The sequence below is a fragment of the Staphylococcus sp. GDB9P120P genome, from assembly GCF_017893435.1.
GTDB lineage: Bacteria > Bacillota > Bacilli > Staphylococcales > Staphylococcaceae > Staphylococcus > Staphylococcus cohnii.
In genome coordinates, this window is the sequence record NZ_JAESNB010000008.1 from 870,718 (window position 1) to 892,159 (window position 21,442).

Annotated in this window: 20 protein-coding genes; 6 read left to right on the plus strand and 14 right to left on the minus strand. The window is 32.4% G+C overall.

The window, feature by feature from the left end; all coding sequences use genetic code 11:
• Positions 1-95: 95 nt before the first annotated feature.
• From KA856_RS09405 to KA856_RS09420, 4 genes are all read right to left on the minus strand, one after another.
• Complete coding sequence (locus KA856_RS09405; RefSeq protein WP_210138650.1) at positions 96-893, minus strand: TerC family protein; 798 nt, start codon at positions 891-893, stop codon at positions 96-98.
• Positions 894-1,258: 365 nt separating this feature from the next.
• On the minus strand, positions 1,259-2,821 hold the full coding sequence (locus KA856_RS09410) for a peptide chain release factor 3 (RefSeq protein WP_119535804.1): 1,563 nt from the start codon (positions 2,819-2,821) through the stop codon (positions 1,259-1,261).
• A gap of 12 nt (positions 2,822-2,833) precedes the next feature.
• On the minus strand, positions 2,834-3,073 hold the full coding sequence (locus tag KA856_RS09415) for a YueH family protein (protein WP_107505156.1): 240 nt from the start codon (positions 3,071-3,073) through the stop codon (positions 2,834-2,836).
• A complete protein-coding gene (locus KA856_RS09420; RefSeq protein WP_210129407.1) occupies positions 3,063-4,547 on the minus strand; it encodes a UDP-N-acetylmuramoyl-L-alanyl-D-glutamate--L-lysine ligase in 1,485 nt (494 codons plus the stop codon). Before KA856_RS09420 ends, KA856_RS09415 begins: the two co-directional genes overlap by 11 nt.
• Positions 4,548-4,977: 430 nt before the next feature.
• Between KA856_RS09420 and KA856_RS09425 the strand changes: the two genes are divergently transcribed.
• Positions 4,978-6,153 (plus strand): diglucosyl diacylglycerol synthase, encoded by a 1,176-nt coding sequence (locus KA856_RS09425; RefSeq protein WP_019469081.1) that lies wholly within the window; start codon positions 4,978-4,980, stop codon positions 6,151-6,153.
• Positions 6,131-7,333: a lipoteichoic acid biosynthesis MFS flippase LtaA gene (gene ltaA, locus KA856_RS09430; RefSeq protein ID WP_210138651.1), complete on the plus strand. Its 1,203-nt coding sequence runs from the start codon at positions 6,131-6,133 to the stop codon at positions 7,331-7,333. The genes KA856_RS09425 and ltaA overlap by 23 nt, the downstream gene beginning before the upstream one ends.
• Positions 7,334-7,461: 128 nt before the next feature.
• On the opposite strand, the gene KA856_RS09435 is transcribed toward ltaA, so the two are convergent.
• From KA856_RS09435 to KA856_RS09445, 3 genes are all read right to left on the minus strand, one after another.
• The gene (locus KA856_RS09435) at positions 7,462-7,971 is read right to left on the minus strand and encodes a YjcG family protein (protein WP_019469079.1); all 510 of its coding nucleotides are present in this window, start codon (positions 7,969-7,971) and stop codon (positions 7,462-7,464) included.
• 85 nt (positions 7,972-8,056) lie between these two features.
• Complete coding sequence (locus KA856_RS09440; RefSeq protein WP_107386391.1) at positions 8,057-8,803, minus strand: esterase family protein; 747 nt, start codon at positions 8,801-8,803, stop codon at positions 8,057-8,059.
• Positions 8,804-8,901: 98 nt separating this feature from the next.
• Positions 8,902-10,473 (minus strand): alanine/glycine:cation symporter family protein, encoded by a 1,572-nt coding sequence (locus KA856_RS09445; protein ID WP_107384688.1) that lies wholly within the window; start codon positions 10,471-10,473, stop codon positions 8,902-8,904.
• Positions 10,474-10,811: 338 nt separating this feature from the next.
• Between KA856_RS09445 and cozEa the strand changes: the two genes are divergently transcribed.
• Positions 10,812-11,897: a lipoteichoic acid biosynthesis protein CozEa gene (gene cozEa, locus KA856_RS09450; RefSeq protein WP_107384687.1), complete on the plus strand. Its 1,086-nt coding sequence runs from the start codon at positions 10,812-10,814 to the stop codon at positions 11,895-11,897.
• Positions 11,898-11,993: 96 nt separating this feature from the next.
• On the opposite strand, the gene fabI is transcribed toward cozEa, so the two are convergent.
• The 7 genes from fabI to KA856_RS09485 all read right to left on the minus strand — a co-directional run bounded on the left by fabI (position 11,994) and on the right by KA856_RS09485 (position 19,000).
• Positions 11,994-12,764 (minus strand): enoyl-ACP reductase FabI, encoded by a 771-nt coding sequence (gene fabI, locus KA856_RS09455; protein WP_107384686.1) that lies wholly within the window; start codon positions 12,762-12,764, stop codon positions 11,994-11,996.
• Positions 12,765-13,066: 302 nt separating this feature from the next.
• Complete coding sequence (locus KA856_RS09460) at positions 13,067-14,905, minus strand: monovalent cation:proton antiporter family protein (protein ID WP_107384685.1); 1,839 nt, start codon at positions 14,903-14,905, stop codon at positions 13,067-13,069.
• 8 nt (positions 14,906-14,913) lie between these two features.
• The gene (mgtE, locus tag KA856_RS09465; RefSeq protein ID WP_394859557.1) at positions 14,914-16,242 is read right to left on the minus strand and encodes a magnesium transporter; all 1,329 of its coding nucleotides are present in this window, start codon (positions 16,240-16,242) and stop codon (positions 14,914-14,916) included.
• Between the two features lie 83 nt (positions 16,243-16,325).
• Complete coding sequence (locus KA856_RS09470) at positions 16,326-17,180, minus strand: RluA family pseudouridine synthase (RefSeq protein WP_210129398.1); 855 nt, start codon at positions 17,178-17,180, stop codon at positions 16,326-16,328.
• Complete coding sequence (locus tag KA856_RS09475; protein ID WP_107384682.1) at positions 17,180-17,989, minus strand: NAD kinase; 810 nt, start codon at positions 17,987-17,989, stop codon at positions 17,180-17,182. Before KA856_RS09475 ends, KA856_RS09470 begins: the two co-directional genes overlap by 1 nt.
• Positions 17,990-18,000: 11 nt before the next feature.
• A complete protein-coding gene (gene yjbM / locus KA856_RS09480; protein WP_107384681.1) occupies positions 18,001-18,636 on the minus strand; it encodes a GTP diphosphokinase in 636 nt (211 codons plus the stop codon).
• 16 nt (positions 18,637-18,652) lie between these two features.
• On the minus strand, positions 18,653-19,000 hold the full coding sequence (locus KA856_RS09485; protein ID WP_107384680.1) for a UPF0738 family protein: 348 nt from the start codon (positions 18,998-19,000) through the stop codon (positions 18,653-18,655).
• A gap of 189 nt (positions 19,001-19,189) precedes the next feature.
• Here KA856_RS09485 and KA856_RS09490 point away from each other — a divergent pair, with 189 nt between their 5' ends.
• From KA856_RS09490 to yjbH, 3 genes are all read left to right on the plus strand, one after another.
• Positions 19,190-19,774, plus strand: a complete 585-nt coding sequence (locus KA856_RS09490; protein ID WP_107517876.1) for a CYTH domain-containing protein — start codon at positions 19,190-19,192, stop codon at positions 19,772-19,774.
• A gap of 87 nt (positions 19,775-19,861) precedes the next feature.
• Positions 19,862-20,233 (plus strand): globin domain-containing protein, encoded by a 372-nt coding sequence (locus KA856_RS09495; protein WP_210138652.1) that lies wholly within the window; start codon positions 19,862-19,864, stop codon positions 20,231-20,233.
• A gap of 16 nt (positions 20,234-20,249) precedes the next feature.
• A complete protein-coding gene (gene yjbH, locus KA856_RS09500) occupies positions 20,250-21,038 on the plus strand; it encodes a protease adaptor protein YjbH (RefSeq protein ID WP_019469066.1) in 789 nt (262 codons plus the stop codon).
• Positions 21,039-21,442 lie beyond the last annotated feature (404 nt).

Sequence of the window (21,442 nt, forward strand, 5' to 3'; positions counted from 1 at the left end):
CAGATTATAGTCTCTTTTAGTAAAAAATTCTAACTTTATCACATATAGAACAAAAAAGCCTGAGTCATAGATTTTATGACTCAGGCTTACATATATTATTTATGTTCTTTTTTATTATTTTTAACAGATGTTAACCAACCGATAATTACAAGTACAATCATAACCGTCCAGAAAATTGATTGCCATAATACACTGTGTGGGAAATGTTCTGGTAATATTTTAATATCAGGGTGTGCTAGCACCATGATTACTAATTTAATACCTACCCAACCTACAATCGCAAATGCAGCGCCTTCTAAACCAGGATATTTGTTCAATAGATTTACAAACCAAGTGGCTGCAAAACGCATGATGATCACACCTAGCATACCGCCTAGGAACATGACTGCAAATTGTCCAAGGTCCATACCACCAAAGTGTATACCAACAGTAGGTAAAGTTACTGCAATAGCAAGAGCAGCTAACATGGAATCAATCGCAAATGCTATATCAGCAAATTCTACTTTTAATACTGTGCCCCAAAATGCTTTAGGACTTGCATGTATTTCCTCGCCCGATTCATCATAATGATGATCATCAGTACCATCCTCTTTTTGATGGTCTTTTTCTTTAAAGAATGATATGAGATTTTTGATCGACATGTATAATAAGTAAATTGCGCCTAGCGCTTGAATCCACCAAAAATGTGCGATAATGCTTATTAAGAATAAAGAAATAAAACGGAAAATAAATGCACCTAACAGTCCATAGAACAATGCTTTTTTACGTTGTTCAGGAGGCAAATGTTTAACCATAACTGCCATAACAACAGCATTATCTGCTGCTAATAAACCTTCTAAAAATACCAGTACTACTAGAACCCATAAATAAGGTAAAATCAAACTCGGATCCATTTAGGAAAACTCCTTTAGTTTTTTTACATAAAAATAGAGACCTAAGCTAAGTAAATGCTACACACATTTTAATCATATACACTCACTAAAGTAAATTAAACTTTCGGTCTTATATAATTTGTATGTTTGTAACATTTATAAGCAAAGGTCTCACTCGACAGTGTTTTTCCTGCCCATTTTACCGGAAACATTTAACGTTTCGTAATGACGACAAAATGACTATGTTAAAAAGATATATAAAACAGATATTTTATAATGATATTACTATCTCATATATCTCTTTAAAAACAGTTGAGTTACTCCCCTCCGACTACAAAGTCATAGGTATTCTATTAATAATATAGTATTATACACAATTAATCATGTTATAACAAACTGTATAATTTAATTTCTGGAAATTTTTCTTCAAACCATCTCGTTGCAAATTCATTTTCAAATAAGAAAACGTAATTATCATAAACATCTTTAACTAATATAGAACGAGAAGAACTCATTTTATCTTTAATATCTTCTTCATTTTCAATCCATCTTGCAATTTTTGGACCAACTGATTCCATGATGACATCAACATTATATTCATTTTTAAGTCGATGTTCAAAAACTTCAAATTGTAGTTGACCAACTGCACCAATAAGAATTTGATTAGTATGCAATGCTTTATAGTATTGAATGGCACCTTCTTGAACTAACTGCTCAATCCCTTTATGGAAATGTTTCTGTTTCATGACGTTTTTCGCAGAAACTTTCATAAATAATTCTGGTGTAAACTGTGGTAATTCTTGGAAACTGAATTTTTGGTTTTCACCTACTAATGTATCTCCAATTTGGTAATTACCCGTGTCATACAAGCCTATAATATCTCCAGCGACTGCATGATTAACAGTTTCTTTGTCATCAGCCATAAATGAAGTTGAACGTGTTATTTTTTGTTTCTTTTTAGTTCTTTGTAACGTAACATCCATACCTCGTTCGAAAGCGCCACTAACAACCCTCATAAATGCAATTCTATCTCTGTGTTTGGGGTCCATATTCGCTTGAATTTTGAAAATAAAGCCTGAAAAATCTGTATCATATGGTGTAACTTCAATATCTTCTTTCGTTTGTCGAGCACTTGGCATAGGTGCATGGTCAACATAAGCATTCAAGAAATTTTGTACACCAAAGTTTGCTAGCGCTGATCCAAAGAACACTGGTGTTAAATCACCTTTTCTCAAAGCTTCATTGTCAAATGTTTCTCCCGCTTCTTCTACCAACATTAATTCTTCGATTGCTTGCGTAAAGGCGCTATCATTTTTAATTTTATGATCTTCTTCCAATTCATAATCATCATTTAAATGAAGCACATTTTGTTCATCTCTAAAAGGCTCAATCGTATGTGTATCTCGATCAATGATACCAAAGAAATTTTGTCCCATACCCACTGGCCAATTCATAGGATATGTTTCGATTTCCAATGTAGACTCGATTTCATCCAATAATTCAAACGGTTCTTTACCTACTCTATCTAATTTATTGATAAATGTGAAAATAGGAATGCCTCTCATTTTACAAACTTTAAATAATTTTAAAGTTTGCGGTTCAATACCTTTTGCACAATCTATAACCATTACAGCGCTGTCTACGGCCATTAATGTTCTATATGTGTCTTCAGAAAAATCTTCATGTCCAGGTGTATCTAAAATGTTAATTTTGTAATGATCATAATCAAATTGCATCACTGAACTTGTAACTGAGATACCACGTTCTTGTTCAACTTTCATCCAGTCACTTGTCGCAAATTTACCACTTTTTTTACCTTTTACAGTCCCTGCTTCTCTAATTGCACCACCAAATAATAGTAACTTTTCAGTTAATGTGGTTTTACCAGCATCAGGATGGGAAATAATCGCAAAAGTTTTTCTGGATTCTACTTCTTCCTTTATACTCATTTGTTCTCTCCTTTAACTCTCAAATATCGATTGACCAATATCATCAGCAATTTGTACTGCTGTTGACTCATCAAGTAACGTAAACAAGTGTATCACAAGTTCCTCCTTGATATCATCATCATTTAACGAAGTATCAATTTCTAATGACCAATTTAAGTCTGGTATTGCCAAAAGCAAGACTTCATCGTTATCATTTTTATAAATATAACTACGGACTGTTACATCATTCAGACTGATAAGCCTAATTTCCAATAGGGCCACCGCCAAACTTTTTATAAGCTGCTTCTAAACCGATTAAATCATCTCTATGTGGTACTTTTACATGACCAGGCATAATTTGGTAAGGTTCACGTCCCTTAGAAGCTAAGACAACTGTATCGCCAGGATTAGCAATTTCAATAGCATGACGAATCCCCTCTGCACGGTCTTCAAATTCTATATAATTATTATGTGTTGCGCCCTTAGCGAGTTCGCTTGTTAATTTTTTAGGATCATCATTTGCTGGGTTGTCTGGTGTAAAAATAACGTAATCCGCTCTACAAGCAACGCGCCCCATTTCAGGTGTTTTGCCCATATCTCTTTCTCCAGCCATACCGCACAAGAAAATTAATTTTTGTTTTGCAAAAGGTTTCACAGCATCTATAAGTTTATCCATACCATCTGCTGTATGTGCATAATCAATAATTAGATTAATTGGCAATTGGGGGTCTAAAACTTCAAGTCGACCTTCAACAGGTTCTAAGTTTTCTACGGCTTGAATAATTTCTACTAACGTAGCACCTTTTGCCCAAACAGCTATCATTGCAGCCATAATATTAGAAACGTTGAAGATGCCTACATAAGGTGACTTTACAGGAAATGTACCTTCAGGTGTATTAAAATCAAACGTTACGCCTTGTAATGACTCATTAATATTTTCAGCCATAAATTGTGCACATTCATTAATGCCATAGGTAAAGACTTCATAAGGTGTAACTGAAGCTAAATATTCTGAAAATCTATCATCTTGATTTAAAACAACATATTTTTCTTTTGATAAATCTTCACCTAACTGGCTGAATAATAATGATTTAGCATGACCATAAGCTTCCATTGTGCCATGAAAGTCTAAATGATCTTGCGTTAAATTTGAAAATACCGCCACATCAAAATTAACGCCACTTAAACGTCCTAATGATAAACCATGACTTGATACTTCTAAAGTCATGGCCTGTGCTTGCTTTTCTACAGCTTCATGAATTTTTTTAGTTAGCGCAACTGTTTCAGGTGTTGTGTTTGTACCTTTAGATTTTTCCTCATTAATTTGGAAACCATTAGTACCTAAATAAGCACTACCTTTATCTAATTTTCTATATATATGGTGTATCATTGTCGCTATAGATGTTTTACCATTGGTTCCAGTAACACCATATGTAGTTAGTTGTTTACTTGGATAATTAAATAATACATTTACGAGTAAACTGGCAACGCGCAACGTGTCAGGAACGATAACTTGTGTTACATCACCTTTCAACAATTGTTCATGATTTACTACAATGACTTTACAGCCTTGATTTACAACATCTTGACAAAATTTATGACTATCGACTGTATAACCTTTAGAAGCAACGAATATACTTCCTTCTTTAGCAGTACGCGAGTCTGTTGTTATATCATTAACATTCATATCTAATGTACCTATCACTTGTTTAACTCTTATTTTTTTAAACAACTCATTTGCATTCAACATTAACCGCTCCTTTATTTCCAATACTTCTATTATACACATTTTCAGTTGATTTTATAGAAACTAATATTGCTAATTATTTCTTTCTCTACTATTATATATTTTTCGTTTTCATTTAAAAAATTTTATAACTATCATGAGCATAAACTAGATTCAGTTTGTTAATCATATGTAATTAATTGTGTAGATTTTCTTTTTTATTTGTTTAGTTTCTTTTAAGGTCGCTTATTTTAATAGAAAGCGTGGTATGGTATACATATAGAACAATCTAAATTTAGCGTGATATAATTTTAAAAAATAAGTATGAATCATTTTCTATGCGTTTGTAAAATGATATAATCTCTAATAATTATGTTTTTTCTTTCGCATGACAATAAAATGCGTTAAACTTAGCATGAGCTAAATTTATACTATTGGAGGGTGACTCAAAATGGTTACTCGTAACAAAAAAATATTGATTATTACTGGTTCTTTTGGTAATGGACATTTACAGGTTACTCAAAGCGTAGTAAACCAATTCAATGAAATGAATCTAGACAATTTAACTGTCATTGAACATGATTTATTTTTAGAAGCTCACCCAATTCTGACTTCTATATGTAAAAAGTGGTATATCAATAGTTTTAAGTATTTCAGAAATATGTACAAATCTTTTTACTATAGTAAACCTGACCAAATAGACAAATGTTTCTATAAATATTATGGATTAAATAAATTAATTAATCTATTACTAAAAGAAAAACCAGATTTAATATTGTTGACCTTCCCTACGCCAGTAATGTCTGTATTAACTGAGCAATTTGATATGAATATCCCAATTGCCACAGTTATGACAGATTATAGATTACAAAAGAATTGGGTTACACCACATTCTCAAAGGTATTACTTGGCAACTGAGGAATTAAAAGATGAATTTGCTGAAATAGGGATCCCAAGACATCAATTAAAGGTTACTGGCATTCCAATTTCTGATAAATTCGAACAAGATATTGACCAATCTTCATGGTTACGTCAAAATAATTTGAATCCAGATAAACCTACAATACTTATGTCCGCAGGTGCTTTTGGCGTTTCAAAAGGATTCGGTCAAATGATTAGTGATATTTTGACTAAAAGTCCACAATCACAAGTAGTCATGGTTTGTGGTAAAAATAAAGAGTTGAAACGCACATTATCTAGCCAATTTAAAAATTATGATAACGTACTTATCTTAGGTTATACAAAACAGATGAATGAATGGATGGCATCAAGTCAGTTGATGATTACAAAGCCAGGTGGCATCACGATTTCTGAAGCACTAACCCGACAAATTCCAATGATTTTCTTAGATCCTGCACCTGGTCAAGAGTTAGAAAACGCGCTTTATTTTGAAGAAAAAGGTTACGGCACTATCGCTTATTCACCTGATGAAGCTATTCAACAAGTAGCATCATTAACAAATCATCCAACTTCACTAGTAGAAATGTCTAAAGCAATGAGTGAATCACGCATTCCATATTCAACATATAAATTATGCAAAGATTTATTAGATCTTCTAGACCATTCAACACGTTATGAAGAAGTTTATGGAAAGGTTCCTTTATATGCAAAGCTCTTCGTTAAATAATACTAACTACAATTCAAGTACAAATTTTATTATTATGTTGATTATTTTATTTTTAATGGAGTTTGCTAGAGGTATGTATGTGTTGAGTTATTTAGCATTACTTCCAACGGCAACTTCTATTGCGGTAGGTGTTACATCTATCGCTATTTCTATTCACTTTATTGCTGATGCAACAACCAACTTTGTCATAGGTTTTTTACTTAAACGCTTAGGTACAAAGCTTGTTTTGACACTTGGATTTTTATTAGCGTTTGGTAGTTTGTTTTTAGTCATTTGGTTTCCTACATCACCTATCGTGCTAATCACAAGTGCAATATTGCTAGGTATCGCCGTGAGTCCTATTTGGGTCATTATGCTTGCAAGTGTTGATGAAAATAATCGTGGTAAACAAATGGGTTATGTTTATTTCTCATGGTTACTAGGTTTATTAGTTGGAATGGTTGGAATGAACTTAATCTTTAAATTCCATCCAACATGTTTTGCTTTTATGATGTCATTAGTCGTACTGATTGCATGGATTCTATACTATTTCGTTAAAATAAGACTGACTAATTATAATACAAGACCTGTAAAACAACAGTTAGGTCAAATTGTAAATGTGACTAAACGCCATTTAATTCTGTTTCCAGGTATTTTATTACAAGGTGCTTCCATCACTGCCTTAGTACCGATATTACCTACATATGCAACGAAAGTCGTGGGCGTTTCAACAGTTGAATATACGATTGCAATTATCATTGGTGGCATAGGTTGTGCTATTTCTATGTTGTTTTTATCTAAAATTATAGACAACAATGGTACATTATTTATGTATGGTATCATTTTTAGTGGATTTGTTTTATATACTTTAATGATATTTGCGTTATCTATTATTACGGATATTAAATTAGTTTGGGGCTTGGCATTATTTATCGGCCTAATGTACGGCATCTTGTTACCTGCATGGAATACTTTTATGGCAAGTCATATACACATGGATGAACAAGAAGAGACTTGGGGCGTGTTCAATAGTGTACAAGGTTTCGGCTCTATGATTGGTCCACTCGTAGGTGGTTTAATCACAGAATTCTCTAAATCTGTTAATAATACTTTTTATTTTTCAGCATTAGTATTTTTATTTTTAGCAATATTTTATGGTATTTATTTTGTTAAAAATAAACAACAACACACACACACTTAACTATATTTAGTAATGTTCAATATACAAAAGAGTCGCTATCAAGTTTTTAGATAAATTCTAAAATGATAGCGACTCTTTTAAAGTTTCAATATTATCATTGATTGAAATGATAACTTTATATAAAAAAATTATGCAAAATTAAAATTCTCTAAGACTTTCCATTTTTCCGCACTTTCATCGTAATAAACTAAAGAAAGTTGCTCAATTGCTTCTTTATAGTCAATACCCGCTAAGTTCAATTGACCAAAAATGTCTTCGAATTCTTGACTAGTTAAACCTTGTGCAATTGTAAAATGTGGTACAAATGGATGTTCAGGACGACCATAAAAATCACCACTATTGAATTGATTAAATAATTTTTCTAAATTGTCTGTTTTGGCAACTTTAAAATAAATTACATTTGTAATTGGCGCAAAGTTTGAAGCCTTTGTCGCGTGTACTTCAATAGGTGGTATCCCCTCGATTCTTGATTTGATTGTCTCTTTGACAGCGTCAAGATCACCTTCGTTTATTTTAAAATGCTCTTTAATCGTAATGTGTGGCATTATCGTTGCATAGTGAGCATCATAACGTTTACGGTATGCATTTACTTCATCTTGAAACGCTTTTGACGGAATTAATGCTAATCCTAAAATCATTTAAATTCCTCCTTTGTTTAACATAACTACATTATATCAAATTTCACAAAAATTCGTTACTTTTAACTAAATTTCCTACAGATAATTAAAAAGAAATATTATCTGATAAAAAATATTTTAATAAATCTTCTAATAAATGTTTCCAAGATTTCCATCTATGACCACCATCAAACTCTGCATAATGATAAGTTATATCACTATGTTCGATAATCGATTTAAGCTGGCGATTAGGTGTTAAAAAATCCGCTTGCTTACCTGTCGTTGGTAAAGCAAAGTTTTTTTCTTCTAATCCAACAGTATGCCATATTGTCAATTGTTCTTGAAATTGACATCGTTCGATTAATGTTTGTATCACTTCATCATGTTGAGGACTCAATAGTCCCACTTGGCTAAAAATTCTCGGATAAGATAATGCAGTAATCAAAGCTGCACTTCCAGCTAAGCTGTCACCTAAAATAACTCTGCCATTGCCTACTTTATACGTTGGGAATTGAGCATCTATAAACGGTAAAATTTCATTCGCCATACATTTTACAGTTAAAGCTGTTTTTGCTCCTTGGGGATGAAATTCTGCTCTTCTTTTTTCAACATCTTCATAATGAAAACCTACAAATATTGCTCTTTCTACTTCATTTGCTTCCCATAATTTTTCATATGTTCTGTGTATTCTGCCAAAGCTAAAAAAGTCTAAACCATCAAAACAAAAGACGACTTTGTATTTAAATAGTTCTGTAAAATCTTTAGGTAAATAAATAGATAGTGTAATATCTCTATCTAATATGTCACTAGAAAAATTAATCTTATTAATTCGCCCTGCTTGTAAATTGTCCATAAAATAATGCGCCCCCTCGTAGTCTTAATGACATTGTATCAAGAGACGCAATATTTTAAAATAACTCGCTTTTTATTTGTCTAAGTGACATATTATTTTTAGTCGTTAATATCCTCTTTTTTTAGACGTTCAGGATAATCTTCCAGCCAAAATACAGCATTAGGTACTTTTTCAGGGTCTGGTTTATAAATAGCTTTTTTACCCGATCCTAAACGTTTTTTCTGCAATTCATAATCTTTCAATGCGCTTATAGCTGGTTTGTGTAATAGCCAAATTGCAATGATATTAAGCCAGGCCATCATACCTACACCTAAATCTCCCATTAGCCATGCAATATCTGCCGTTTTCACTGCGCCATAAACGGTGGCAAGAATTAATACAATTCGCGTTATATTGATAAATATAAAGGAAGTCCTATAATTTGCGTTTCTTGTTAAGTATGCAATATTGGTTTCTGCAATATAGTAATAAGCCAATATAGTAGTAAAGGCAAAGAAAAACAAAGCAATTGCTATAAAATAAGATCCAAATCCAGAGAACGATGGATCAAAATGATAACTTCCACCTTGTAATGCTTTGTCTATACCTGCTTGTGCGTACATTGCGGTTCCAGAATAATCTTTATCTCCATTTGACATTTCAACAAAGATACCATTATCTTTAATTAAACTTGCTTTATCACTTGGTGTGTTACCGCCATCCGTTACATTATATGTACCAGAAAGCAAGATGATTAATGCTGTTGCAGTACAAACAAACAAAGTATCAACGTAAACTGAAAACGCTTGCACTAAACCTTGTTTTGCTGGGTGTGATACCTCTGCTGCCGCAGCTGCATGTGGTCCTGTACCTTGTCCAGCCTCATTTGAATAAAGACCTCTTTTGACACCTATTTCAATCATTGCACCTACTATCCCACCAAAAGCAGCTTCCATACCAAATGCGGATTTGAAAATTAATGCAAATAAAGAAGGAACTGCTTCAATATTGAGTATGATAATAATGACCGCCATTAAAATATATAATACTGCCATAAATGGTACAACTGCAGTCGCTGCATTAGCAATCCACTTTATTCCCCCAAAAATGATTAAGCCGATAATAATTGCTAAAAATATGGCTACAATCCATGGATTTAATTGAAATGCATTTTTCATAGAACTAGAAATAGCATTTGATTGAACACCTGGTAATAACAATCCGACTGAAATCACAGTGACGATTGCAAAGATCAAGCCATATATTTTACCCAGTTTCCCCTTTATACCATATTCAATATAAAATGCTGGTCCACCTCTATATTGTCCCTTTTCTTCACGTTTATATATCTGACCTAATGTCGATTCTATAAATGCACTACTCGCTCCTAAAAATGCTGTTGCCCACATCCAAAATACGGCTCCCGGTCCACCAATAAATATCGCTGTTGATACCCCTACAATATTACCAGTACCTACACGACCTGCTAACGATAATGCGATTGCTTGAAAACTTGAAATACCTGTTGGTGACTTTTCCCCTTGAAACATAAGTCGAATCATTTCTTTAAAGTGTCTTACTTGGAAAAATTTCATAAATAGTGAAAATAATATACCAGTGATTAACAAACCATAAACTAATGGTTTGCTCCATACTATGTCATAGAGCCAAGTTAAAAAACCTTCTATCATAACGTATCCCCCTTGTTATACCATTAAAGAAAATGATATTTTTTAATATTATACACATATGTTATGTTCCGCGCAACGCATTATATAAGTTATTATTTTCACAAAATATATATTTCGCTATGAATTTTTTGCATAAATAACATTAATGTATTTAATATTTATATTATCTTATAATGCACTACGCATTACTGTTTCCCCTTTGTTATCACTCTGAAATTGTAATCAATCTTCACATGCACATTAAGTACAAAGTTTCACAAATTTATCTTTTGTTCTATCTTTTTTTAAGATATACTGAATTATAAATTAAAATAAAGTTTTATAGGAGGAACCGTTCTATGCTTAACAAAGTATGGTTTAGAACAGGTATCGCTTTATTAATCCTGTTTTTACTAATCAAACTGATTATGGAAGTACATAGTATTTTCACACCATTTATTATTATCCTTCAATCAGTATTGTTGCCATTATTATTAAGTGGCTTTTTATTTTATATTTGTTTGCCTTTTCAAAAAATACTTGAAAAAAATCATGTGCCACGTTGGGGCAGCATTACTATAATCTTCATAGGCTTAATTATTATTATTAGTATCGTTATTGGTGTGTTAGCTCCGTTAATTGCAGAACAAATTGAAAACTTAGTACATCAAATACCTGCATTACAACATGAAGTGCAGAACATCATCAATTTTGCACTAGATCAAATGGAAAGATTGCCGAATGATGTAACTGATAGAATTAATAAAATGGTACAATCTATTAGCGACAGTACTGCTGATATTTTATCTAACTCTTTAGGATACTTAACATCATTTATTTCAACGCTTTTCTTATTGATAATGGTTCCGTTCTTTTTAATCTATATGTTAAAAGATCACGAGCGTTTCATCCCTTTCATTGCAAGATTGTTTAAAGGAGATAGAAAAGTTTTTACTGTAGAATTATTAAAAGATTTAAATGAAACTGTTAAATCTTATATTCAAGGCCAAGTAACAGTAAGTATCATTCTTGGAATAATCTTATACATTGGTTATTCAATTGTAGGGCTTAACTACACACTATTGCTCGTTATGTTTGCTTGTGTTGCAAATATGATACCGTTCTTAGGTCCTTGGATGGCATTTGCACCTGCTGCAGTCATTGCGATTATTCAAAGCCCTTCAACATTTATATGGGTATGTATTATCACGCTGATTGCACAACAATTGGAAGGCAATGTAATCACACCGAACGTAATGGGTAAATCACTTAATATTCATCCTTTAACAATTATAGTAGTGATATTAGCTGCAGGTAACCTTGGTGGTTTCGGTTTAATCTTAATAGCTGTTCCATTATATGCTGTAATTAAAACAGTTGTCAGAAATGTCTTTCGATATAGACAAGATATCATTGCTAAAGCAAATAGTGATGTCAAGGAATAAAATAACGTTATAAAACAAAAAGACTATTCGTTTCTGTCGTTGAAACGAATAGTCTTTTTTAATATATAAATCTTCAATTATGTTTTAAGTCATAAATTATTTAACGATGTGATAACCACTATCTACATGGATATTTTCGCCTGTAACACCACTTGATAAATCACTTAATAAGTACGCTGCAGTTTTACCTACTTCTTCTTGGTCTACATTACGTTTTAATGGCGCACGTTCTTCAATTTCTTTCATGATTGTGTTAAAACCACCAACACCTTTAGCGCTTAGTGTGCGAATTGGACCAGCTGAAATCGCATTGACACGGATATTATCTTCACCTAAATCTAATGCTAAATAACGTACATTTGCTTCTAAACTAGCTTTAGCTACGCCCATTACATTGTAGTTTTGTACAGCATATTCGCCACCTAAATAAGTTGTAGCAACGATACTACCACCTTCAGGCATAATTTTTTTTGCTTCTCTAGCAACAATTGTCAATGAATATGAACTAATATCTTGTGCCAATAAGAAACCATCACGAGATGTATCTGAAAAACGGCCTCTTAAATCTTCCATATTAGCAAAAGCAATCGAATGATAAACACCGTCAATGTTACCTACTTCTTCTCCAATTTTTGCGAAACCATTGATAACATCTTCGTCTTTTTGTACATCTATTTGATACATTCTAATTGTTTGTTGATCTAATTGTTCTACAAGTTTTTCCATTTCTTTTTTACTACGATCTTTACGATATGTAAAAACTAAATTTGCACCTAATTTGTCTAATACTTTAGCCACACCAAAACCGATACTACGTTTATTAGCAATACCCATAATGACGAATGTTTTATTTTCTAAATTTAACATGAAAATAACTCCTTTTTTAAATTTTCATTTTAAACTGGTTCGAGAAGTTATAATCGTATTCCTATCACTTTGCTCGATGCCAATTCTAACAAACTTTATTTTAACATTGGTTTCATTGTTTAAACAATTCATATTACATTCTATATACGAATTTATCATTTTTTATAGGTTACAAAGTTAAAATGCTTACCAATACTTCACTCATTAAATAAATATTAACAACTCAAAATAGCTTTCAGAAATTCATTTACTGCCTATTCCTACATCAGTCTGAGACATAAATCATATCCCAGACATGGATGTTAATAATAAAACTCTAATTCACGTTTTAATTCATCAACATATTCTTTAGAACCCGTTACAATAACACGGTCTTTATAGCGTAATTGTGTATCACCATGAGGTACGATTGATTCATTATTTCGAATGATTCTCACAAATATAATATCACCGTCAAACGGGAAATTACGTAATTGAATTTGATCATATTTATGATTTAACATTGCAATTTCATACAACGATGTTTCCACATTACTTAAAAGATTTAGCATATTGGGCGTTTCTATTAAACCTTTCAAGAGTATTTTATTACTCATAAAACCACTAAATACTTCAATGCCTTCACTTTGTAGACCTTCATCACCCGTACTCGCCTCTAATCTACAAATAACTCGATTAACACCATGTCTTTTAGCCATTAGCGCCACTTTTCTATTAATATCATCATCATTTGTAGAACAAACAACGATATCTCTTTCAAATAAACCTAGACGATCTAATAACGGTTCTTCGTAATCTGCAATTTCAATCATCGAAATCGCATCTGATAATTTACGTTTATCACTTAAATCATTTCTATAATAAAGTGAAACTTGGTAAAGTTGTGATGTTAAATTCTGAGCAATAGGAATGGTTAATTGATTTTTTCCTATTAAACTCACTTCAATTTGTCTTGTAGCCTCATCTGGCATTGGGAACATTTTTTTAAATATGATAGGTACAAAGACACATGTAATGACTGCACTTAAAATTAAAATACCTGATATTTCCGATGATATTGTTCCAAGTTTTTCAGCAATTTTTGCAGAAGCAATGACCAATGATAAAGTAGATGTTAACAGGAATGCTGAAGATATTGTCGTTTTCATATCAAACCATCGACGTACGTAAAACACTGGTATTAATTTAGATACTACAAATGCGAGTATTAAAAATGGAATAATAAGTAGTAACGAAGGTTCTTTTATTAACATTGGTATATTTAAATCTACACCAACCATGATAAAGAATATTGGTATAAAGAAACCATAACCAAAAGAATCTAATTTCTCCACCATATCCTCATCTGGGCCTAATAAAGAAACAATCACACCTGCTAGGAAAGCGCCTAGAATATTTTCTGCACCAACGCCTTCTGCTAAGGCAACCAGCATAATGATTAATGCAAATACAGCACGTATACCTATCTGTGTGGTACCATCCATCAATTTCTGTAAAAATTGTGCTTTCTTAAATATGCCACCTAAGAAATAAAAAACAAGCGCAAATACTACTAAACTGCCTATTAACCATAGTGATGCACCACCAGAAGCATGTAGTGTGCCATATGCAGTTAACAATATCATTGTCACTAAGTCAGCTAATACTGCTACTAATAATATGAATTGTCCGATTGTAGTACGCATAATATTCATTTCTTTTAGTGTCGGTACAACAACACCTAATGAAATCGTAGAAATGATAATAATCATTAATAAGACATCATCAATTAAGCCAAACCACTTAAATGCATAAGCAAATACAATTGAAATTATCATAATAAATAAAAATACAGTAAGTGCTAATTGCAGGTGGCCTGGTTCTTTACTTTTATCCTTATCTCCAGACGATCCTTTATCTTTTTTAAATGCTTTAAAATCAATTTCTAAACCACTTAAAAACATTAAGAAGATAAAACCTAATGTAGACAAAATATTTAACATAGCATCACGCTCTACTATGTTTAAAAAAGAGTGTCCTATGAGAATACCCATTAGTATTTCTGCTACAACAACAGGTAAGAATGTAATTCGTAATCTATTGATTAGTATCGGTGTAAGGAACGCTGCCATTACAACGACAACAAGTGATAAAAATTCCATGTAACCCCCTATAATAAGTAAGACATGAATGAAGTTGCTAATCCAAAGTAAATCAACATACTCACAATATCATTGATCGTAGTTATAAATGGACCACTTGCAACTGCAGGGTCAATATTTAATTTATTCATAACTAATGGAATCATTGATCCCACTAACGTACCTACTGTCATAGCAATCGTTAAACTGCTCGCTACGATCGTAGCTAAAATTGGTTGACCATAAAGCACCAGTATAATAATAAATAACAATATAGCACAAATCAATCCACTTAAAAAGCCACTGCCCGCTTCTCTCAATGCGACTTTGAAATTACTTTGTTCATCAATTTCACCAGTTGAAATATTACGTACTGATACGGCAAGTGATTGTGTGCCAGAGTTACCAGACATACCACTGATAATTGGAATAAATGCTGCCAGCAACGATACTTGTGCTAATGTATCCTCAAATGATCCAAGTATCGTCGCTGTAATCATTCCTAAAAACGTTAAAATAATTAGCCATGGCAAACGTTTCTTAGCAGTTTTAATGACAGAATCATTTGTTGCATCAACATCAGATACCCCGGCTAAACGAGAGTAGTCCTCGCTCGCTTCTTCATCCATAACATCTAAGATATCATCGATTGTTATAATACCTAATAAATGGTCTTGATAATCGACAACTGGCATAGCGATAAAATCATAATCACGCATTTTTTGCGCTACGTCTTCTTGGTCATCAGCAGCGTTAGCACTAATCACACGTTCGCTCATTATGTCTTCTATATAAGCATCATTTTCTGCTACGATTAAATCTCTTAGTGATAAAACCCCGGCTAATTGTTTATGCTCATTCACAGCAAATATGACATAAATTGTCTCAGCATCTGGCGCTTGCTCTTTAACTTGCATTAATGCTTCTTTTACAGGCATTGTTGATTTTAAAGAAATATATTCCGTCGTCATGATACCACCGGCGGTATCTTCTTCGTAATGTAGTAATGCTTTAATTTCTTTTGCATCTTCACGGTTCATTAGTGTCAGCAAGCTAACAATTTTCTGCTTAGATAATTGATTCATAATGTCAACTGCATTATCGTATGACATATTTTCTAACACTTTGCTAGCATATGTAGCATCCATGGTATCGAATAGCGCTTCATACTCTTCTTCATCAATTTCTAATTGTTCGAAGAAATCCGCTACTTCTTCAGGGGACAATACTTCAAACATTTTTTGTCTAATATCTTCATCGCTGTCTTCAAAGTATTCACTTTGTTCGTATGTGTGCATCGCTAAGAATTCTTCTCTAAATTCACCTATATGATTTTCATGAAGTAGTTTATCTAACATTTCTTGATCATATACTTGCTCATCTTCTAAAACGATTTGATCTTTTTCATTTGCCAAAAGTCCCACCTCCATAGTTACTCAAATTATATCATATTAAATATATTTTCTATTGCATCATATCTATCCTGTATTTCAATTTTTTTATCATAGATTGGATGCATAAAAGATATTTTAAAACATCGTAATAACTGATGTTTATAGCTCGAGTGTCCGCCTCCATATAAATCATCACCCACAATAGGATGTCCTATATATTGAAAATGAACGCGGATTTGATGTGTCCGACCTGTTAATAAAGCAATTTCACATAAACTGTAATTACTGACATGGTCTAAACGCCTATATTTAGTTATTGCTTGTTTGCCATGTGAATTGACTTGTCTTGTAATAATACTAGAAGGATCCCTAGCAATAGGTGCATCTATAATTCCTTGTTCTTCCATTTCACCAAAGCATACACATAAATACGTTTTATCAATGTGTATGTTTGACATAAGATGATGTAGAAAACCATGTTTTGCAACCACAACAATACCTGAAGTGTTTCGATCAATCCTAGTGACAATATGTGGGACTATGTTTTGTCGTGATTGTTTAAAATAACCAAGAATTTGTTCAGCTAAACTAAAATGTTTGTGTTCCCTTGATGGTGCACAATTTTGATAAGGTTCTTTGGAAATAATTAATAAGTATTCATCTTCATATAAAATATTTAAAGTTTTCTCAAACGGGACCAAGTTGTGGCTTGCTGTTTCTTGAGCTAAATGTACCTCTACTATATCGTCTTTCTGTAATTGTTTACGCACAGTTTCTGTTTGTCCATTAACAATTAAAGCGCCATTATGCTTAATGGCGCTAATTGTATTCTTAGAATACCCTTGTTCCTGTAAAAAGGTTCTTAGCATTTGAGGGCCTCTAATTGTATACGTAAATTGCATTATTCGTCGTCTCCGCTTGAAATAAAGGAATCATGTACCCTTTTCCAAAATGGAAACGGTCTAAATCTAGCAAATCTAATTTTTTCATTTGCCACTCTAAATTGAATTGCATTAACATTTTTATGTTTTATACTAACATGGTCTATGGTCGTTAAAATCTTATCTTGATTCACTGGTGTAATCAGACATGTGTGATGTTTGGGTAATACTAATGGTGAACCAACCGTTCTGAACACTCTATTATTAATAGAAGCGATTTCTGCAATTTGCATTGCTTCCAAAGAAGGATGTATCAATGCGCCACCTAATGCCTTATTATAAGCAGTGGAACCTGATGGTGTTGATACACACAGTCCATCTCCTCTAAAACGTTCGAATTGGTTCCCTCTTATATTCACATCCACAACAAGTGTAGAGCCATTTTCAGTTTTCATTGTCGCTTCATTTAATGCCAAGTATCTCGTCTCATATCCATTATCGTTATAACGAACAATGATTTCTAATAGAGGATATTCTATAACTTGGAATTCTGAATTATTAATTTCAATAATTAATTTCTCCACTTCATGTGGCAACCAATCTGCATAGAATCCTAAATGTCCTGTATGTATCCCTACAAATGCACACCGTGATAACATATGGCTATACTGATGGAAAGCCTGTAATAATGTACCATCTCCACCAACTGATATGACTATTTCAGGATTTTCCGTATCTTCAACCATTTCAAAATCTTTCATGTGATTAATCATCTTATGCTTTAAAGCGTTAGACTTTGAATCACCTTTAGATAAAATTGTATAGCGCATGATTACACCTCCTAGTCATTATCATGCTTTTTAGCACGTTTTTTGGAATAGTATTTTTGAGCTTCTTGTATTTCTTCTTTAATTTCCGACATTTCTTCATCAAGTAAAAACGCTGCTTCAGCCGCACGTTCTAGTCGGTGCTGGATTTCTGGCGGATAATCTCCGTCGTATTTATAACGTAATGTATGTTCGATTGTTGCCCAAAAATTCATCGCTAATGTCCGGATTTGGATTTCAGCTAAAATTGATTTTTCACCCTCAAGTGTTTCAATTGGATATTCGATAATAACATGATATGAACGATATCCACTTTGTTTTGTATTGTTGATATAATCGCGTTCTTCTACTACTTTAAAATCTTGACGTTGTCTCAAGAGATTTACCACAATATCGATATCATCTACGAATTGACACATTAATCTCAAACCTGCGATATCGTACATTTCTTCGTGTAATCGATCAAATGAGATTTGTCTTTTATTCGCTTTATCAATAATGCTAGTCATAGGTTTAACACGACCCGTCACAAATTCAATTGGTGAAGCATTATCTTCTACGTCATACTGTTTTCTAAGCCCTTTTAATTTAACTTTTAATTCATCAACTGCTTGTCTATATGGAGATAAAAACTGATCCCATTGATTCATTGTGCTTCACTCCGCTTCACTCTAATTCGAAAGTATCTTCCACAACAGAAACAAACTCCTTACCATAGTTTGAATTACCTTGAATATTTTCTAATATATAATTAAACTCTCTGTCGAATTGTTTTAGTTCTAATTGATCATTAATGATAATCTTCTTATTTTTATTCTCATGTAACATAGACCAGGTTTCTTGAACAAAAATCAAATATGAATATGACTGGCCATCATCTAAGATATATGCAAAACTATAATTATCACTATCAACAAGCATTTGTCCTGCTTCTTGTAAGCCTTCTGTAGATTGTTCTGTATAACACTTTAAACTATCTTCTGTTACTTTAATTTCATTCACATAAATACGCATGCTTGTTCCTCCTTATTCTTCATCATTTTAACATAATTATGACGTACATAACACGTTACATGACTATTATCATGTCATCAATTGGCTTAACGTAAATATAATAATTTTTAGCGTATAATGCAATCTAATTTAAATTAACTCACAAGTACTTTAAAATGAATTATCATAAGTATTTAAGGAGTGTAACGCGTGGCAACTAATAATGAAATTGAATTTAAACAGTTATTGTCTAAAGACAATTACCAAGCAATATACAACACTTATTTTTTAGATACAAAACCATTTAGTCAGACCAATTATTACATCGATACACGAAATTTCGATTTAAAATCACATCACTCAGCTTTGAGAATTCGTATTAAAGATGATACTTACGAAATGACATTAAAAGTACCGGCTGAAATTGGCTTGATGGAGTATAATTTCGACACAAAGGTTAAACCAAAACTAAACAAACACATCAAAAGTCAGGACCTGCCCCAAGATATTTTAAACCAACTCTTAAAAATGGATGTAGATATTGATGCATTAACCGTATTAGGAGCTTTGACTACCGAACGTTTAGAAAAAGAAATTCATGGTAATTTACTTGTCTTGGATAAAAATCAATATCTGGATTTTGAAGACTTCGAACTTGAATATGAAGTAAATGATTATGATGAAGGATTAATTCAATTTAAATCAATCCTTCATCAATTCAATATCAATCATGAAATTCCAAACAATAAAGTCCAAAGATTTTTCAATCGCAAACATAAATTAAGCAATAGTTAATTGCGCGCAATATTAAGAAGTCGAATTACTTCCAAATGTAAAAATTCATGTTATATTAGTATTATATTAATAGGATATGGTGATACTATGACACAAACACCTTACGAGGTTATCGGACAAGACGCCTTATTTAAAATGATTGACCATTTTTATTATATGGTACAATGTGATGATAGAATCAATCATTTGTTTCCTGGAGATTTTGAAGAAACAAGCAGAAAACAAAAACAGTTCTTAACACAATTTTTAGGCGGTCCTCAACTGTATACAGAAGAACATGGTCATCCTATGTTAAAAAAAAGACATTTAGAATTTGTAATAACAACGCACGAACGTGACGCATGGCTTGAAAATATGTATAAAGCTATTCAACAAGCAGATTTTCCTGCAGGCGTCGGGGATTATTTATATGAACGATTACGTTTAACAGCGAATCACATGGTTAATTCCGAAAATTAATTGTAGGTGAAAAAACATGGCTGAAGAATTAAAATTAATAAATGCTAATAGTCGTGAAGATGCAAATCTTTCACCTTTGAGTAAGATTGAAATTTATTCCTTTTTCGATCCATTCAGTAAAGAGTGCTTTAAATTGTCTGCTATACTTTCAAAATTACGACTTGAGTATAAACAATATATCAGTATTAGACATATTTTAAATCCTTCCTTACGAGTATTAACAAAATGCCAAGCTCAAAGTACATCTAATTTAGATAATATCGCACTTGCTTATAAAGCTGCTGAACTCCAAGGTCGATTACGGGCTGAGCGCTTTATACATCTTGTACAAAATGAAATAATACCAAAACGAGATATTATAACTGAAGAGATGGTCAATAATTGTATTAGTAATGCTGGACTTGATTATGAAGTCTTTAAAGAAGACTTACATAAGAGTTCATTAAAAGAAAGTTTACAAGTTGACCTGCATATAGCTCGAGAAATGGAAATTGAAGAGGCACCTTCCCTTGTATTCTTTAACGAAGATATACATGAAGAAGGTTTAAAAGTTGAAGGTTTATACCCTTATCATATATATACGTATATCATAAATGAACTTATTGGTTCACCAATTGAAAAAGAACTTCCACCAAGTTTAGAAACTTACATTTATCAACAACAATTAGTAACCAAAGAAGAGTTGCTGACTATTTATGAATGGCCTGAAAAATTATTGAATAAAGAACTGAAAAAATTAGCATTACAGCAAAAAATAGAAAAACTTAGCTCACCAGAAGGTAAATTTTGGAAGTCAAAAGTTTGAAATGTTGCTAGTATTCACAACAATATATGCTTTATTTTCAAAATTATAAGTTTCATTTTATTTGAAACAGATACTGTGGCATGTATTTTATTGTTAAAAAGGACTGTCGACAAAGTCTCCGACTTTGTTGGCAGTTTTTTTGTACACGCTTTCCGCTGGCACTGCCTTAGCCTGTAGTCTTCGGCTAGTGCGCTTCCCGCAGGAGTCGGCCCAAATCACTGCCAATATCACACTGAAAATATTACTAATTCAGAGACTATTTTGTCTCAAATCAATGAAACAAACAATCAAAGAAGCTGTGAAAAAAGTTACTTTTCACTTCCAAGAAGCATTGGACAAAGGACTAATCCATAACAAAATGAATTAGTCCTTTTTTACAAGTTATCGATTGGGATTATACTGAC

Coding starts and splice junctions, on each gene's coding strand:
- KA856_RS09405 (WP_210138650.1), bottom strand. CDS start 893: ATGGATCCGAGTTTGATTTTACCTTATTTATGGGTTCTAGTAGTACTG.
- KA856_RS09410 (WP_119535804.1), bottom strand. CDS start 2,821: ATGAGTATAAAGGAAGAAGTAGAATCCAGAAAAACTTTTGCGATTATT.
- KA856_RS09425 (WP_019469081.1), top strand. CDS start 4,978: ATGGTTACTCGTAACAAAAAAATATTGATTATTACTGGTTCTTTTGGT.
- ltaA (WP_210138651.1), top strand. CDS start 6,131: ATGCAAAGCTCTTCGTTAAATAATACTAACTACAATTCAAGTACAAAT.
- KA856_RS09435 (WP_019469079.1), bottom strand. CDS start 7,971: ATGATTTTAGGATTAGCATTAATTCCGTCAAAAGCGTTTCAAGATGAA.
- KA856_RS09440 (WP_107386391.1), bottom strand. CDS start 8,803: ATGGACAATTTACAAGCAGGGCGAATTAATAAGATTAATTTTTCTAGT.
- KA856_RS09445 (WP_107384688.1), bottom strand. CDS start 10,473: ATGATAGAAGGTTTTTTAACTTGGCTCTATGACATAGTATGGAGCAAA.
- cozEa (WP_107384687.1), top strand. CDS start 10,812: ATGCTTAACAAAGTATGGTTTAGAACAGGTATCGCTTTATTAATCCTG.
- fabI (WP_107384686.1), bottom strand. CDS start 12,764: ATGTTAAATTTAGAAAATAAAACATTCGTCATTATGGGTATTGCTAAT.
- KA856_RS09460 (WP_107384685.1), bottom strand. CDS start 14,905: ATGGAATTTTTATCACTTGTTGTCGTTGTAATGGCAGCGTTCCTTACA.
- mgtE (WP_394859557.1), bottom strand. CDS start 16,242: ATGTTAGATAAACTACTTCATGAAAATCATATAGGTGAATTTAGAGAA.
- KA856_RS09470 (WP_210129398.1), bottom strand. CDS start 17,180: ATGCAATTTACGTATACAATTAGAGGCCCTCAAATGCTAAGAACCTTT.
- KA856_RS09475 (WP_107384682.1), bottom strand. CDS start 17,989: ATGCGCTATACAATTTTATCTAAAGGTGATTCAAAGTCTAACGCTTTA.
- yjbM (WP_107384681.1), bottom strand. CDS start 18,636: ATGAATCAATGGGATCAGTTTTTATCTCCATATAGACAAGCAGTTGAT.
- KA856_RS09485 (WP_107384680.1), bottom strand. CDS start 19,000: ATGCGTATTTATGTGAATGAAATTAAAGTAACAGAAGATAGTTTAAAG.
- KA856_RS09495 (WP_210138652.1), top strand. CDS start 19,862: ATGACACAAACACCTTACGAGGTTATCGGACAAGACGCCTTATTTAAA.
- yjbH (WP_019469066.1), top strand. CDS start 20,250: ATGGCTGAAGAATTAAAATTAATAAATGCTAATAGTCGTGAAGATGCA.